General features: G+C 75.9%; 17 protein-coding genes and 4 tRNA genes. 4 read left to right on the top strand and 17 right to left on the bottom strand.

Going from position 1 to position 14735, the window contains the following annotated elements; translation table 11 throughout:
* Nucleotides 1-80: 80 nt before the first annotated feature.
* From ACI79E_RS07460 to ACI79E_RS07380, 17 genes are all read right to left on the bottom strand, one after another.
* A complete protein-coding gene (locus tag ACI79E_RS07460; RefSeq protein ID WP_456931890.1) occupies nt 81-833 on the bottom strand; it encodes a YebC/PmpR family DNA-binding transcriptional regulator in 753 nt (250 codons plus the stop codon).
* Nucleotides 830-1492: a pyridoxal 5'-phosphate synthase glutaminase subunit PdxT gene (gene pdxT, locus ACI79E_RS07455; RefSeq protein WP_456931889.1), complete on the bottom strand. Its 663-nt coding sequence runs from the start codon at nt 1490-1492 to the stop codon at nt 830-832. Before pdxT ends, ACI79E_RS07460 begins: the two co-directional genes overlap by 4 nt.
* Before the next feature lie 11 nt (nt 1493-1503).
* Nucleotides 1504-2610: a heparan-alpha-glucosaminide N-acetyltransferase domain-containing protein gene (locus ACI79E_RS07450; protein ID WP_456931888.1), complete on the bottom strand. Its 1107-nt coding sequence runs from the start codon at nt 2608-2610 to the stop codon at nt 1504-1506.
* Nucleotides 2611-2650: 40 nt separating this feature from the next.
* Complete coding sequence (gene pdxS, locus ACI79E_RS07445; RefSeq protein ID WP_456931887.1) at nt 2651-3577, bottom strand: pyridoxal 5'-phosphate synthase lyase subunit PdxS; 927 nt, start codon at nt 3575-3577, stop codon at nt 2651-2653.
* Between the two features lie 53 nt (nt 3578-3630).
* Nucleotides 3631-4182 carry a hypothetical protein gene (locus ACI79E_RS07440; RefSeq protein ID WP_456931886.1) on the bottom strand — a complete coding sequence of 184 codons (552 nt, stop codon included), beginning with the start codon at nt 4180-4182 and terminating at the stop codon, nt 3631-3633.
* Nucleotides 4183-4193: 11 nt separating this feature from the next.
* Nucleotides 4194-5435, bottom strand: a complete 1242-nt coding sequence (locus ACI79E_RS07435) for a glycosyltransferase family 4 protein (RefSeq protein ID WP_456931885.1) — start codon at nt 5433-5435, stop codon at nt 4194-4196.
* The gene (locus ACI79E_RS07430; protein WP_456931884.1) at nt 5435-6463 is read right to left on the bottom strand and encodes a phosphatidylinositol mannoside acyltransferase; all 1029 of its coding nucleotides are present in this window, start codon (nt 6461-6463) and stop codon (nt 5435-5437) included. The genes ACI79E_RS07435 and ACI79E_RS07430 overlap by 1 nt, the downstream gene beginning before the upstream one ends.
* Nucleotides 6460-7104 carry a phosphatidylinositol phosphate synthase gene (pgsA, locus tag ACI79E_RS07425; protein ID WP_456931883.1) on the bottom strand — a complete coding sequence of 215 codons (645 nt, stop codon included), beginning with the start codon at nt 7102-7104 and terminating at the stop codon, nt 6460-6462. The genes ACI79E_RS07430 and pgsA overlap by 4 nt, the downstream gene beginning before the upstream one ends.
* A complete protein-coding gene (locus tag ACI79E_RS07420; protein WP_456931882.1) occupies nt 7105-7692 on the bottom strand; it encodes an HIT family protein in 588 nt (195 codons plus the stop codon).
* Nucleotides 7689-9713 (bottom strand): threonine--tRNA ligase, encoded by a 2025-nt coding sequence (gene thrS / locus ACI79E_RS07415; protein ID WP_456931881.1) that lies wholly within the window; start codon nt 9711-9713, stop codon nt 7689-7691. Before thrS ends, ACI79E_RS07420 begins: the two co-directional genes overlap by 4 nt.
* A gap of 136 nt (nt 9714-9849) precedes the next feature.
* The gene (locus ACI79E_RS07410) at nt 9850-10404 is read right to left on the bottom strand and encodes an MOSC N-terminal beta barrel domain-containing protein (protein WP_456931880.1); all 555 of its coding nucleotides are present in this window, start codon (nt 10402-10404) and stop codon (nt 9850-9852) included.
* Nucleotides 10401-10853 (bottom strand): HNH endonuclease, encoded by a 453-nt coding sequence (locus tag ACI79E_RS07405; protein ID WP_456931879.1) that lies wholly within the window; start codon nt 10851-10853, stop codon nt 10401-10403. Before ACI79E_RS07405 ends, ACI79E_RS07410 begins: the two co-directional genes overlap by 4 nt.
* Before the next feature lie 58 nt (nt 10854-10911).
* Entirely contained in the window at nt 10912-11382 is a 471-nt protein-coding gene (locus tag ACI79E_RS07400) for a hypothetical protein (protein ID WP_456931878.1), read from the bottom strand.
* Nucleotides 11383-11515: 133 nt separating this feature from the next.
* Nucleotides 11516-11587: transfer RNA gene (locus tag ACI79E_RS07395), tRNA-Val, on the bottom strand.
* A 23-nt stretch (nt 11588-11610) separates the two neighbouring features.
* Nucleotides 11611-12009: a TIGR02611 family protein gene (locus tag ACI79E_RS07390; protein ID WP_456931877.1), complete on the bottom strand. Its 399-nt coding sequence runs from the start codon at nt 12007-12009 to the stop codon at nt 11611-11613.
* A 92-nt stretch (nt 12010-12101) separates the two neighbouring features.
* Nucleotides 12102-13004: an anti-sigma factor gene (locus ACI79E_RS07385; protein ID WP_456931876.1), complete on the bottom strand. Its 903-nt coding sequence runs from the start codon at nt 13002-13004 to the stop codon at nt 12102-12104.
* Nucleotides 13001-13606, bottom strand: coding sequence for a sigma factor-like helix-turn-helix DNA-binding protein (locus ACI79E_RS07380; protein WP_456931875.1), 606 nt, complete (start codon nt 13604-13606; stop codon nt 13001-13003). The genes ACI79E_RS07385 and ACI79E_RS07380 overlap by 4 nt, the downstream gene beginning before the upstream one ends.
* A gap of 213 nt (nt 13607-13819) precedes the next feature.
* Here ACI79E_RS07380 and ACI79E_RS07375 point away from each other — a divergent pair, with 213 nt between their 5' ends.
* The 4 genes from ACI79E_RS07375 to ACI79E_RS07360 all read left to right on the top strand — a co-directional run bounded on the left by ACI79E_RS07375 (nt 13820) and on the right by ACI79E_RS07360 (nt 14561).
* Entirely contained in the window at nt 13820-14191 is a 372-nt protein-coding gene (locus tag ACI79E_RS07375) for an SsgA family sporulation/cell division regulator (protein ID WP_456931874.1), read from the top strand.
* Between the two features lie 66 nt (nt 14192-14257).
* Nucleotides 14258-14330: transfer RNA gene (locus tag ACI79E_RS07370), tRNA-Gly, on the top strand.
* A gap of 41 nt (nt 14331-14371) precedes the next feature.
* Nucleotides 14372-14442: transfer RNA gene (locus ACI79E_RS07365), tRNA-Cys, on the top strand.
* A 47-nt stretch (nt 14443-14489) separates the two neighbouring features.
* Nucleotides 14490-14561, top strand: a tRNA-Val gene (locus tag ACI79E_RS07360).
* The last annotated feature ends 174 nt before the right edge of the window (nt 14562-14735 follow it).

Here is a 14735-nt window from a genome sequence, read left to right as displayed (position 1 = left end):
GCCGACGGATCAGGGAGGACACGCCTCCCCGCCCGTCCGCGGGCCCACCCCGGGCGCGCGGGGTGCGCGGGAGGGTGCCCTCAGCCGACCCGCTCGAGGACCTCGTCGGACACGTCGTAGTTGGCGTAGACGTTCTGCACGTCGTCGCAGTCCTCGAGGGCGTCGATGAGGCGGAACACCTTGCCGGCCGCCTCCTCGTCGAGCTCGACGGTCACGCTGGGCACGAACCCGGCCTCGGCGGAGTCGTAGTCGATGCCGGCGTCCTGCAGCGCAGTGCGCACGGCGACCAGGTCGCCCGGCTCGCACACGACCTCGAACGAGTCGCCCTGGTCGCGGACCTCCTCGGCCCCGGCGTCGAGCACGGCCATGAGCACGGTGTCCTCGTCGGCGGTGTCGGTCTTCGGCACCACCACGACGCCCTTGCGGGAGAAGAGGTAGGCGACCGACCCCGGGTCGGCCATCGACCCGCCGTTGCGGGTCATGGCCGTGCGCACCTCCATCGCCGACCGGTTCTTGTTGTCGGTGAGGCACTCGATGAGGACGGCGACACCGCCGGCGGCGTAGCCCTCGTAGGTGATGCCCTGGTAGTCGACGCCACCGGCCTCCAGGCCCGCGCCGCGCTTGACCGCCCGGTCGATGTTGTCGTTGGGCACCGAGCTCTTCTTCGCCTTCTGGATGGCGTCGAACAGCGTCGGGTTGCCGGCGGGGTCACCGCCCCCGGTGCGGGCGGCCACCTCGATGTTCTTGATGAGCTTGGCGAACAGCTTGCCGCGCTTGGCGTCGATGCCCGCCTTCTTGTGCTTCGTCGTCGCCCACTTGGAATGGCCGCTCACGGCTCGGTACCCCTCTCGTACCCGGCGGAGACGCCGGCCCTCTGGTCCAGGTGACGGCGGACGATGTCGACGAACAGCGCGTGCACCCGGCGGTCCCCGGTCAGTTCGGGGTGGAAGCTGGTGGCCACCAGGTTCCCCTGGCGGACCGCGACGATCCTACCGTCGGCCCGGCCGCCGACGACCCGCCCGAGCACCTGCACCCCCGGTCCGGCCTGCTCCACCCACGGAGCCCGGATGAACACCGCGTGCACCGGCCCCCCGGCCAGGCCCTCGAGGGCCACCTCCGACTCGAAGGAGTCCACCTGCCGGCCGAAGGCGTTGCGCCGGACGGTGACGTCGAGCCCGCCGACGGTCACCTGACCGGGCGGGGCGTCGAGCAGCCGGTCGGCGAGCAGGACCATCCCCGCGCAGGAGCCGTAGGCCGGCAGCCCGCCGGCGAGGGCGGTGCGCAGCGGCCCCAGCAGCCCGAACCGGTCGGCCAGCCTGCCGATCGTCGTGGACTCGCCGCCGGGGAGGACCACGCCGTCGACGCCGGCCAGCTCCTCGGGACGGCGCACGGTCACCGCCGTCGCGCCCAGCGCCCGTGCCGCCGCCAGGTGCTCCCGGACGTCGCCCTGCAGGGCCAGCACGCCGATGAGCGGAACGCGGGTCTCGGGCACGACTGCCCAGGCTACGGCCCGGCTGCCCGCGTCGAGCTCCAGGTCAGCAGCCGCTCCAGCGGACCCCGCCCGAGACGCAGCCGCCAGACCGTCGCGACGACCAGGGCGGTGACGGTGAAGCGCACCCACACGTCCCAGCCCGGCCGGACGGGCAGGTCCAGCAGCCAGATGGCGACCAGCTGCGCGGCGTAGACCGACAGGGCCAGCGACCCGACGGCGGCGACCGGCCAGGTCGGCCACGGGAGGAGGTCGGCGAGGACCAGGCACAGCCCGATGACCGCGACGGCGACCCCGGCGGCGCCCACCAACTCGAACGGCGTCCCGCTGTGCGGCCCGGCGCCGGCGAACCAGGCCGCCTCCCACGCCCCGTCCCGGCCGAAGCCCTGCTGCATGCCGGTGAGGGGGCGGCGCACGTCCACCCACGCCGTGCTCAGCCACCCGCCGCCGTAGCCGGCCACGGCGGCGGCGGCCCCGCCGGCCACCAGCGTGGCGCGCACCCGGGCCGAGCGCAGGTCGCTGCGGCCGACGGCGAGGCCGACGAGCACGAACGCCCACCAGATCAGCGCCGGGTAGGTCCCGGTGACGGTCAGGGCGGCCAGTGCCGAGCGCGAGCGGTCCTGGGCGGTGACCCACTGGCCGATCTCCAGCACGAGGAACGGCCCGGCCAGCGCGATCACACCGGCCAGGAGCAGCAGCCAGCGGCGGGCCCACCGGAGGAACGGCAGCGCCAGGACGAACAGCACCGCGTAGACGCCGAGGATGACGGCGACGAACGTGCCGAGGACCTCCAACACCCCGCCGATCGCGAACACCCAGGCCGCGCGGACGAGGATGCGCGTGCGGGCCCGGGCGAGCTCGCGGCCGGAGGCCGGGGTGACACCGCCGGACAGCAGCGCGATCGAGACCCCGGCCAGCGTGGCGAACAGCACCGAGGACCGGCCCTCCACCACCGCGGGCCACGTGGACGGCGACCAGCTCAGGTCCTCGATGGTCCCCAGGTGCGCGCCGAACATCCCGAGGACGGCGAGCCCGCGGGCCACGTCCAGCCCGGCGATGCGACCCGGGACCCGGCGCGTCCCCCCGGGCCGGTCGTCGACGCGCGGGGTCTCCAGGGCCACGGCGAGAGACTAGGACCCCGGGCGGGCGCCGGGGCCGCGCTCACCAGCCGCGGGTGGCGTACCGCCCCGACTCGGGCAGCGTGGCCACGTCGATGCCGACCATGGCCTCGCCCAGGCCGCGGGAGACCTTGGCGATGACGTCCGGGTCGTCGAAGAACGTGGTGGCCTGCACGATGGCCGCGGCCCGCTGCGCCGGGTCGCCGGACTTGAAGATGCCCGAGCCGACGAACACGCCCTCGGCACCCAGCTGCATCATCATCGCGGCGTCCGCCGGCGTGGCGATGCCGCCGGCGGTGAACAGCACGACCGGCAGCTCCCCCCGCCGGGCCACCTCGGCGACCAGCGGGTACGGGGCGCGCAACTCCTTGGCGGCGACGAAGAGCTCGGTCTCGTCGAGGGTGCCCAGGCGCCGGATGCCGGCCCGGATGGCCCGCACGTGCCGCACGGCCTCGACGACGTTGCCGGTGCCGGCCTCGCCCTTGGAGCGGATCATCGCCGCGCCCTCGGCGATCCGGCGCAGCGCCTCGCCGAGCTCGGTGGCGCCGCAGACGAACGGCACGGTGAACCCGCTCTTGGCGATGTGGTGGGCCTCGTCGGCCGGGGTGAGCACCTCGGACTCGTCGATGTAGTCGACGCCGAGGCTCTGCAGGACCTGCGCCTCGACGAAGTGCCCGATGCGCGCCTTGGCCATCACCGGGATGGAGACCGCGTCGATGATCCCCTGGACCATGTCCGGGTCGCTCATCCGTGCGATGCCGCCCTGGGCGCGGATGTCGGCCGGGACCCGCTCCAGCGCCATGACGGCGACGGCGCCGGCGTCCTCGGCGATGCGGGCCTGCTCGGGGGTGACCACGTCCATGATCACGCCGCCCTTGAGCTGCTCGGCCATGCCGCGCTTGACGCCCTCGGTGCCGGTGCCGGCACCGGAGCCGGTGGTACGGGGGTCGGTCGTGCTGTGCTCTGCCACGGGATGCTGCCTCACGGCTCGACGGGAGTGTGCGGCAGGGATGCTACGGGCCCTCAGGACCGCGGCCGACCGCCCCCGGAGGCGCTGCCGGTCACCTCGCGCAGGCCGTCCTCGATGTCGAAGAAGCGCGGCAGCGGGCGGGAGGCGTGCAGGCGCAGCAGGCCGGTCAGCCGGCGGGTGCGCAGCAGGTGGGTGTCGCGGACCGCGTCGTTGTAGAACCGCCGGGCCAGGCCGATGCGGGTGGCGGTGCCCTCGAGGTCGGCGCGCAGCGCGGCCGGCACACCGGGCAGGTCGGCCGGCAGGTCGCGCAGCTCGCGGCCCAGCGCGTTCTCGGCGAGCTCCCGGTCACCGGCGGGCACCGTGCGCGCCCCGGCGGCCGCCGCGGCCAGCCGGGCGGCGCGCTCCTCCCCCACGGCGGCGGGGTGCTCACGGGCCAGCTCCGCGGCCAGCCCCGCCCGCCGCCGCAGCTGGGTGTCGAGGGCGGTCCAGGCGCGGTCGGCGCGCGCCTCGAGGCGGCGCAACCGGGTCAGCGTCCAGCCCGCCCAGACCGCCAGGAGCACCACGACCGCCGCGACCGCGCACAGCAGCCAGACGTCGGGGGTCACGGCGGGGAAGGCTATCGCTGCACCCACCGGCGCAGGGCCGACCGCAGCGGGGCGTCGCCGGAGTCCTCGTCGCCGTCGGCGCGCACCTCGGGCAGCGCGGCCAGGGCGTCGTCGTCCTCCGTGGCGGTCACCTCACCCGCGCCGGGCAGGACGACGGTCTCGTAGACCGCGAGGATCCGGCGGGCCACCACCGACCAGTCGTAGGCGGTCGCCGCCTGCGACCCCGCGGCCGAGAGCCGGACCCGCCGCGCCGGGTCGGCCAGCAGGTCGCACAGGGCGACGGCCAGCTGCCGGGCGTCGCCCCGCCGGACGAGCACCCCCGCCGCGCCGTCCTCGAGCACCGCGGCGAACGCGTCGAGGTCGCTGGCGACGATCGGCGCCCCGGCGGCCATGGCCTCGATGAGGATGATGCCGAAGGACTCCCCCAGCAGGTTCGGCGCGCAGTACACGTCGACCGACCGCAGGAAGGCCCCCTTCTCCTCCTCGCTGAGCACCCCGAGCAGGGAGACGTGCGGGCGCAGGTCGTCACCGAGCAGCTCGCGCACCTCGTCGGGGTCGCCCCGGCCGGCGATGAGCAGCTGCGCGCCGGGGTGCCGCCGGACGACGGTGCGCATCGCCTCCAGCAGCACCGGCAGGCCCTTGCGCGGCTCGTCGTAGCGGCCGAGGAAGCCGATGGTGGGCCCGTCGACGCCGCGGGTGTGCCCCGGCAGGGCCGGCCCGCTCGCGAAGGCGCCCACGTGCACGCCGTTGGGGATGATCACCGCGTCACCGCCCAGGTGCTCCACCTGGACCCGGCGGGCGAAGTCGGAGACGGCGATCCGGCCGCTGATCCGCTCCAGCCACGGCCGGATGACCGGGCCCCAGGCGGCCAGCCACTTGGAGCGGATCGTCGCGGCGTGGAACGTCGCCACGATCGGCCCCTTGGCGATCATGCAGACCAGCAGCCCGATGGACGGCGGCGCGGGGTCGTGGACGTGGACGACGTCGAAGTGGCCCTCCCGCAGCCAGCGGCGCACCCGCGCGGCGGAGACCGGCCCGAACTGCACGCTGGCCATCGAGCCGTTGTAGGGGACCGGCACCGTGCGCCCGGCCCAGGTGACGTGCTCGGCGGGCAGCGACTCCTCGTGCTCGGCGGGGGTGAGCACCTCGACGTGGTGCCCCATGCCGCGCAGCGTCTCGGCCAGGTCGCGCACGTGGTACTGGACGCCGCCGGGGACGTCCCACTGGTAGGGGCAGACCAGCCCGATCCGCATCAGCCGACCACGCCCGCGGGGGCGTCGTCCGGCGGGCCGGCCGGGACGGCGTCCGGGGTCACGTCGGGCCAGATGCGCCCGAGCACGTGCCAGTCCTCGGGCTGCGCGGCGATGCCCTCGGCGAACGCGTCGGCCACGCCCTGCATCGCCGCGGTGACCCGGTCGCGCAGCCGTCCGGGGCCGGCCACCGGCACCTCCGGGGAGAAGACCAGCCGCCAGCCGCGCGGGGTGAACTGGCAGACCGTCGGCACCAGCGGGGCACCGGTCTGCGCGGCCAGCAGCGCCGCGCCCCCCGGCAGGGTCGCGGGCCGGCCGAAGAACGACACCGGCACCCCGCCGGTGCCGAGGTTCCGGTCGACCAGCAGGCAGGTCGCGCCGCCGCCGGTCAGCCACTCGCGCAGGACCTCGGTGCTCGGCCGGGGACCACCGGTCAGCGGCACCACCCGCATGCCGAGCGACTCCCGGTAGTCCAGGAACCGGCGGTACAGGGACTCCGGGCGCAGCCGCTCGGCGACGGTCATGAACGGCCCGCCCAGGCGGTCGACGAACCACACCCCGGCGGCGTCCCAGTTGCCGCTGTGCGGCAGCACCATGACCAGGCCGGCGCCGCGGCTGCGGGCCCGCTCCAGGTGCTCGAGGCCGACGACCTCGGTCGCGGAGACGATCCGCTCCGTGGACAGCCGCGGCAGGCGGAAGGCCTCCTGCCAGTAGCGGGCGTAGGAGCGCACCGCCCGGGTGGTGAGCCGGTCGAGCTCGGCCTCGGTCAGCCGCCCACCGGTGGCCACACGGAGGTTGGCCCGCAGCTGCCGCACGCCGCGGCCCCGCCGTCCGGCGGCCCACCGCCCGGCCGCGTCGAAGCCCCCGCGGGCGACCGGCTCGGGAAGCACCCGGACCGCGCCCCACCCGGCGGCGAAGCCGAGGTCGGTGACCCGGGCGCCGACCCGGGCCCGCAGGCCGGGCCGGGCGGGCACGACCGACAGCGGGGGCGGGGTCGCCGGCCCGGTGTCCGCCGGGGAGGCGTCGCTCACGGCGCGGTCCCGCCGGACGGCGGTGCCGAGGGCAGCGGCCGGCCGCGACCGGCCCGGTGGACGGCGGCGAACCGCTGCCCGACGGTGACGGCGCTGCCCACGAGCAGCACCCACAGGGTGACGTGCAGGGCGTACGGGATGCCCAGGCCGGTGAACCCGGTGCCGACCAGCACCAGGATCAGCCGCTCGGTGCGCTCGACGATGCCGACGTCGCAGCGCAGGCCCACCCCCTCGGCGCGGGCCTTGACGTAGGAGGTGAGCACGCCGAGCACGAGGCAGACCAGCGCCAGGAGCACCAGGAGCCGGTTGTCCCCCGCCCCCGAGTACCACCACACCAGCGCCCCGAAGACCGCCGCGTCGGCGGCCCGGTCGCCGGTGGAGTCCAGGACCGCGCCGAACAGCGACCCCCCGCCGCGGGCGCGGGCCAGCGCGCCGTCGAGCATGTCCAGCAGCACGAAGACGGTGACGGTGAACGCGCCCCAGAACAGGTGCCCGGTGGCGATCAGGCCCACGGCCCCGGCGACGGCGCCCAGGGTGCCGGTCGCGGTCACCATGTCGGCGGTGACCCCCAGGCGCAGCAGGCGCGTGACCACCGGCGCCCAGAACCGGCCGACGGCGGCCCGGGCGTTGGCGCCGAGCACTCAGTCCTCCCGGGCGGGGACGGACCCGCCGTCGGCGGGCCAGTGCCGGGCCAGCAGCGCGCGGGTCTCCCGGAGCACCTGCGGCAGCACGCGGGTGAGCCCGATGACCGGCATGAAGTTGGTGTCCCCGCCCCAGCGCGGGACGGCGTGCTGGTGCAGGTGGTCGGCGATGCCGGCACCGGCGACCGACCCCTGGTTCATGCCGATGTTGAACCCGTGCGCCCCGGAGACCGCGCGCACCACCCGCATCGCCGTCTGGGTGAACCAGCCCAGCTCGGCGACCTCCTCGGGGGTGAGGTCGGTGTAGTCGGGGACGTGCCGGTAGGGCACCAGCATCAGGTGCCCGGCGTTGTACGGGTACAGGTTGAGCACCGCGAAGACGAGCTCGCCGCGCGCGACGACCAGCCCCTCCTCGTCGTCCATCTGCGGGATCAGGCAGAACGGGCAGTCGTGCGCACCCGTGGGCTTGCCCTCCCCGCGGATGTAGGCCATCCGGTACGGGGTCCACAGGTGCTCGAAGACCGTGGTGGGGCCACCGTCGTCACCGGGGACGGCGACCCGGGGGACCTCCTCCGCGCCGGTGCTCATCCGGCCACCAGCGCCTCGGCGGTCGGGTCGACGTTCGCCCGCGCCGCCACCCACTGCGTGATCGCCTCGACCGCCTGGTCGACGGGCACGCCGTTGTGCTGGCTGCCGTCGCGGAAGCGGAAGGACACCGCGCCGGCCTCGGCGTCGGTGGCGCCGGCGATGAGCACGAACGGCACCTTCTGCTTGCTCGCGGTGCGGATCTTCTTCTGCATCCGGTCGTCGGAGTCGTCCACCTCGACCCGGATGCCGGAGGCACGCAGCCGCAGCGCGACGTCGGTGAGGTAGGGCACCTGCTCGTCGGTGACCGGGATGCCGACCACCTGCACCGGGGCCAGCCACGCGGGGAACGCGCCGGCGTAGTGCTCGGTGAGGACGCCGAAGAACCGCTCGATGGACCCGAACTTCGCCGAGTGGATCATCACCGGCTGCTGCCGGGTGCCGTCGGCGGCGCTGAACTCCAGGCCGAACCGGGCCGGCTGGTTGAAGTCGTACTGGATGGTCGACATCTGCCAGGTGCGGCCGATGGCGTCCCGGGCCTGCACCGAGATCTTCGGCCCGTAGTAGGCCGCGCCGCCGGGGTCGGGGACGAGCTCCAGCCCGGTCTCCCGGGCGGCGTCCTCGAGCACCCCGGTCGCCACCGCCCACTCCTCGTCGGACCCGATGAACTTGGGCGAGTCGTCGCGGGTGGACAGCTCCAGGTAGTAGTCGTCGAGGCCGAAGTCGCGCAGCAGGCCGAGGACGAACGCCAGCAGGTGCCGGACCTCCCCGGGCGCCTGCTCCGGGGTGACGTAGCTGTGCGAGTCGTCCTGGGTCAGCCCGCGCACCCGGGTGAGGCCGTGCACCACCCCGGACTTCTCGTACCGGTACACCGAGCCGAACTCGAAGAAGCGCAGCGGCAGCTCGCGGTAGGACCGCCCGCGCGACCGGAAGATCAGGTTGTGCATCGGGCAGTTCATGGCCTTGAGGAAGTACTCGCTGTTCTCCAGCTCCATGGCCGGGAACATGGTGTCCTCGTAGTAGGGCAGGTGCCCGGAGGTCTCGAACAGGCCGCGCTTGCTGATGTGCGGGGTGCCGACGTAGTCGAAGCCCTCCTCGATGTGCCGGCGGCGGACGTAGTCCTCCATCTCCCGCTTGACGACGCCGCCCTTGGGGTGGAACACCGCCAGCCCGGAGCCGATCTCGTCGGGGAAGCTGAACAGGTCCAGCTCGACGCCCAGCCGCCGGTGGTCGCGGCGCTCGGCCTCGGCGAGGTGCTCGAGGTACGCCTTGTGCGCCTCCCGGCTCTCCCAGGCGGTGCCGTAGACGCGCTGCAGCTGCGGGTTCTTCTCGCTGCCGCGCCAGTAGGCCGCCGCCGAGCGGGTGAGGCTGAACGCCGGGATGTTCGAGGTGCGGGGCAGGTGCGGGCCGCGGCACAGGTCGGTCCAGACGCGGTCGCCGGTGCGGGCGTCGAGGTTGTCGTACATGGTCAGCTGGGCGCCGCCGACCTCGACGTCCGCCCCCTCGGCGGACTCCCCGGCACCGCCCTTGAGCCCGATCAGCTCCAGCTTGTAGGGCTCGTGCGCCAGCTCGGCCCGGGCGTCGGCGTCGTCGATCTCGCGGCGGGCGAACCGCTGCCCGGCCTTGACGATCTCCTGCATCCGCTTCTCGAGGGCCTTGAGGTCCTCGGGGGTGAACGGCCGCTCGGGGTCGAAGTCGTAGTAGAAGCCGTTCTCCACCGGCGGGCCGATGCCCAGCCGGGTGCCGGGGAACAGGTCCTGCACGGCCTGCGCGAGCACGTGCGCGGTCGAGTGCCGGATCACCGCGCGGCCCTCGGGGCTGGCCGCGGGCACCGGCTCCACCTCGGCGTCGGCATCGGGCACCCAGGCGAGGTCCCGGAGGTCGCCGGAGGCGACGTCGCGGACGACGACCGCGCCGTCGGGGCCCTTGAGCGGGACGCCCGCCTCCTTGAGCGCGTCCTGGGCCGTCGTCCCGGCCGGCACCCGGACGGGACCGACGGCGGTGGGCGAGGGCGGGGTCGACACGAGAGCGCTCCAGAGGATCGACGGCGGTCACGCCCGGCTGTCGGGCGCTGCTGGGCGCGACGTGTGCGCCAGCCGCTCCGAGCCTAGTGCGCGGCGCGGACCACCCTCCGGCTCGATTCCCGGCCGGCCCGGCGGGTCAGCCCCCGTGCAGCTCGACCGCGTCCCCCACCCGCACCCGGCCGGGCGTGCGCACGTCCGCGTAGACCCCCAGGCAGTGCTTGGGGGTGCGGGTGACCACGAGCTCCACCTCGCCGATCCGGAGCGTCCGGCCGACCCAGCGGCGCTCGTCCTCGCCCTCGGGGAGGTCGAGCAGGACGTTCGCGCGGGGGTCGTCGGCCGAGCAGCCCTCGGGCACCTCGCCGTCGGCCGCGCGGGCGACGGCGGCGCGGCTGACCAGGTGCACCGCCGCCGCGTCGACCTGCGGGGCGGCGGCCCGGTCCAGCCGCACCGGCCGGCCGAGCACCTCGGTGAGGGTGGTGGTGTCGGCCTCGGCGTCCCCGGTGGCCACGACCGCGGCCATGGCCGGGCAGCCCTTGACCGTCACCCGCTCCCCGGAGGTGGCGTCGACCACGGCCCACGCGCGGTCGCCGGCCAGCCCGGCGGCCCCGACGTCCGCCGCGGCCACCTGCCGGCCGCCCAGGCTCTTCACGGGGTACACCGTCAGCTGCTCGACCCTGCCCACCGCGGTCACGACGCGACCGTACGGCGTCCGGGTCCGGCCCGGTCGGCCTCCCGCCGGCGCACCCGGCGCAGCTGGGCGTCCAGGTAGGGCCGCGCCCGGCGCTGACCGCCCTCCCGCGCGATGGCGGTGACCAGGGCGTCGAGGACCCGCAGCACCCGCGCGGCGTCGGCCGGCCACCCGCGCCGGAGGCACTCCTCGAGCCAGTCCGACGGCGACCGGTGGCCGCGCTCGGCGTTGCAGCGCCGGCAGGCGGCCACCTCGTTCTCCAGCCAGGACGGGCCGCCCTTGACCCGGGGGACGAGGTGGTCGGTGGTGGGCCGCACCAGGGCGTCGAAGCGGCGTCCGCACCAGGTGCAGGTGCCGCCGTCCCGCTCCAGGACGGCGTCGAGCCGCTCCCCCCGCGAGGGCGCGCGCCGCCGGACCGGCTCGGGCTCGGGCGGGCGCCGGCGGGGGGACATCTCCCCCATCGTCCCCCTCCGGGCCCGTCAGGGGGTGGGCGCTCCGGACCGGGGCGCGTCAGGCGCGCGCGCCCCGCTGCCCGACCGCGCCGCGGAGGCCGACGCAGCCGATGCACCCGACGCAGTCCACGCAGTCCACGCACGCGATGCAGCCCACGCAGCGGGTGCAGTCCACGCAGGCCAGCGTGGCCAGGCACCGCCGGAGCCGGACGCCGAACAGGGTGAGCGCACTGGCCACGACCCCGACGCTGCCGGCGGTGGCGGCGCTCCCGGCGACGGCGACGCTGCCGGCCGTGGCCACGCTCCCGGCGACCGCGACGCTGCCCGCCGTGGCCACGCTCCCGGCCACCGCCACGCTGCCCGCGGTGGCCACGCTCCCGGCCACCGCCACGCTGCCCGCCGTCGCCACACTGCCCGCCACGGCGGTGCCGGCGGCGGCCGCGGCGCCGACGGAGGAGAGCCCGCCGGCAGCGGGAGCCGGGACCGCCGGGTCCTGCCCGTCACGAGCGCCGGCTCCCTGCTCGGTCATGTCGGCAGGGTGCCCGGACCGGTCCCCGCCGTCCAGACCCGGTGCCGTGTCCACGGCCCGTCGGCCGCGGTGCGGCCGCCCCGGGACGACGGAGGCCCGGTCCGCTGTCCGCGGACCGGGCCTCTGCCGGGAGTGGGCGATACTGGGTTCGAACCAGTGACCTCTTCGGTGTGAACGAAGCGCTCTACCACTGAGCCAATCGCCCGTGCGTCCCATTCTGCCAGACGCTCAGCGCCACAGTGGCACCCACCCCGGGATCCAGTCGGGGACGCCCATGACGTGCAGGGTCACGAGCAGGACGCCGTAGACGAACGCCGCGGTCGCCAGGGCCACCGCCAGGCGCACCCACAGCGGCTGCCGGCCGAGCCAGTCGGTCCAGCGCTTGACGTGCTTCTTGGTGAACTCCAGCAGGCGCTCGGCCCAGAAGAACTCCGTCGCGAGGACGAACAGGCCGGCGATGACGGTGAGCCACCCCGGCCCGGGCAGCGGGATGGTGACGAGGCCGACGGCGACGATCAGGGCGCCCACGACCCCGACGCAGGCCCGGTAGGTGGAGTCGACGGTGCGGCGGGCGCCCAGCCTGCGACGCCAGCGCGTCTCGGCGACGCGCTCCCGCAGGCTGCGCACGCCGTCCTGGTCGAAGCGCGTCCGCAGCTCCGCGGACGTCTGGTGGTGGTGCCGCCGCCCCCGGTCTGGGGGCGCCGCCGTCTCCGGGCCGGTCAGTTGGTCACCTCACCACGCGCGACGATGTCCGTCGGTGCCGACGGAGCCTGGCGACCGGCCTCGAGGCTGACGTCGTAGCCGTCGTGGACGCCGAGCCCGGTCGCGCCGGAGCCTACGACGCGCAGGTCGGTCCGTGGGGAGATGACGTCGAAGGTGCCCAGCGCCACGGCCACCCCGTCACTGGTGCCCCACAGGACGTAGGTCTGCCCCCGGACGTCGTTGGCCGGCAGCCCGTGGTTGACCACCTGGACCTGGCCGGTGCGGACGACGACGGTGGCGAGGGCCGCACCGTCGTCGCCGGACAGTGCCACGACCGTCGCCGGGCCCGGCGTCAGCAGCGCGTTGACGACGTCGGCCTGCCGCGCCACGGTCGCCCGCGCCTCGTCGCGGGCGTCGCTGAGCACCACGTTCCAGGTGCCGAGCGCGAGGACGGTCGCCACCGCGGCGGCGCCCAGTGCGTTGGGCAGCACGCGACGCCACGCGGTCGGCGGCGCTCCGCGTGGGAGGGCTCCGGACACGGGAGCGGCGGACTCCGGGACGGCGCGGTCGGCCGCGTGCCGGGCGGCGTCGTCCTCCCCCGGCCGCCGCGGTGGTCCGGCCGGCGGAGCGTCCGGTCGTGCCGGGGCGGAGGGGCGGGGCGCCGGCTGCGGGCGCGCCTGCACCGTCTCCCGCGCCGCGGCGCGCAGCTCCGCCTGCAGCCGCTCGGTGGAGCCGGCGGCCGGCAGACCCCCGGCCAGGGCGGCCAGCACCTCGCCGGTCTCCGCGACGGTGCCGAGGCACCGGGGACAGCCGGGCAGGTGGGCGGCGACGAGCTCCTCCTCCTCGGGCTCGAGCGCGTGCAGCGCCCAGCCCACGGCCAGTTCGTCGAAGGCCTCGTGCTCGCGGGCCGGACCGGTCACCGGGCCGGCCTCTCGGCCACCGCCGGGCTGCCCAGGGCACCGCCCTGCGGAACGGCGCCGAGCTCCCCTCGCAGCGCGCGCACGGCAGCCAGCGCGGCGGCCTTCACCTCGCCGAGCGGGGTGCCGGTCAGGGCGGCGACCTCGCGCTGGGTGTACCCGTCGTAGTACGCCAGGGTCAGTGCCGCCCGCTCGGCGTCGGGCAGCCCGCGCAGCGCGGCGCGCACGGGGTCCGCCGCCCCGGGGGCCGCGTCAGCGCCGGCCGGGTCCCCGGCTGCAGGGCGCCCGCCCGTCCGGCTCCGGTGGACCTGCCCGCGGCGCACGGCCTCGACCGCCCGCCGGTGCACCTGCTCCAGCACCCGGGCCGCGACGCTCCCGGAGTCCCTGTCGTACGCGGCGGGGTCCCGCCAGAGGTCGAGGAAGACCGCCCGCAGCACGTCGTCGGCGGCGGCGTCGTCGCCGAGGACGCACCGGGCCAGGGCGAGGGCCGGGCGGCCGAGTCGGTCGACGAGGCCGTCGAAGGCATCCCGGTCCCCCGCGCGCACGCGGAACAGCAGGTCGGCGTCGCCGGGACCGCCCCCGGCCCGCCGTGCCGGACGGCTCACCCACCCATCGTCACACGCACCGGGGGTGCCCGGGAGAGGGCCGGGGTTCAGCTCGCCCGGTAGCGGGCACAGAGAGGGACGACGCGCCCGGGGAACACCCCGGCGTGACCGCGCTCAGGGAAGGTCGTTGTTGGGGACATGACGAGCCGCTCGACACCCGGGTACACCTGCCCCACCACGCTCCACCTCGTGGGGCCGCAGTCGTGGACAGAGGTGCCCGCGCAGCTCAGCTACGAGGTGAGCGACCCGTTCGCCGTCCGGATCACCTTCGGCGACAGCGGCGCCGGCGAGGAGGGCATCTCCTGGCTGGTCGGCCGGGAGCTGCTCCAGACCGGGCTGGACCGCCCCGCGGGCGAGGGCGACGTGCGCCTGTGGCCCTCCCGCACCTCCGGCGACGTCCTGTTCCTGCACCTGCGCGCCCCGTCCGGGGAGGCGCTGTTCGAGGCCTCCCGCGGCACGCTGGCCGGGTTCCTGCGCCTGACCGAGAACCTGGTGCCCGTCGGCGAGGAGTCCTCGGTGCTGGAGGTGGACGGCGAGCTGGCCGCGCTGCTGTCCAACGGCGGGGCCGATCCGGGCGGTCGCTGACCCCCGGGGGGACCCCCCTGTCGACCCCGTTTCGGCGTCGGCTACAGTTCTCTCTCGTAAGGCAACGCGGACGTGGCTCAGCTGGTAGAGCATCACCTTGCCAAGGTGAGGGTCGCGGGTTCGAATCCCGTCGTCCGCTCGGAACCTCGGGCGCTGGTCGCGAGACCAGCGCCCGTGTGCGGTGGAGTGGCCGAGAGGCGAGGCAACGGCCTGCAAAGCCGTCTACACGGGTTCAAATCCCGTCTCCACCTCGGCATCCGCCGGGAGCGGTGGAGCGGACCGGCCGGCAGGCCGGAACGGGCGATTGGCTCAGTGGTAGAGCGCTACCTTGACACGGTAGAGGTCACTGGTTCGAACCCAGTATCGCCCACAGCAGAGAGGCCCCAGGTCAGCGACCTGGGGCCTCTCGCGTGTGGCGGACCTGCCGGGGGGGGGGGGGGGGGGGGGGCCCCCCCCCCCCCGCCCCCCCCCCCCCCCCCCCCCCCCCCCCCCCCCCCCCCCCCCCCCCCCCCCCCCGCCCCCCCCCCCCCCCCCCCCCCCCCCC

Source organism: Geodermatophilus sp. SYSU D00079 (assembly GCF_054050635.1).
Note: the sequence above shows the minus strand (reverse complement) of the source record. Positions and strands in the feature narration are given on the sequence as shown.

What these genes read in the sequence shown, in the direction of transcription:
- ACI79E_RS07435 (WP_456931885.1), bottom strand. Translation starts at nt 5,435, where the DNA reads ATGCGGATCGGGCTGGTCTGCCCCTACCAGTGGGACGTCCCCGGCGGC.
- ACI79E_RS07420 (WP_456931882.1), bottom strand. Translation starts at nt 7,692, where the DNA reads ATGAGCACCGGCGCGGAGGAGGTCCCCCGGGTCGCCGTCCCCGGTGAC.
- ACI79E_RS07405 (WP_456931879.1), bottom strand. Translation starts at nt 10,853, where the DNA reads ATGTCCCCCCGCCGGCGCCCGCCCGAGCCCGAGCCGGTCCGGCGGCGC.
- ACI79E_RS07400 (WP_456931878.1), bottom strand. Translation starts at nt 11,382, where the DNA reads ATGACCGAGCAGGGAGCCGGCGCTCGTGACGGGCAGGACCCGGCGGTC.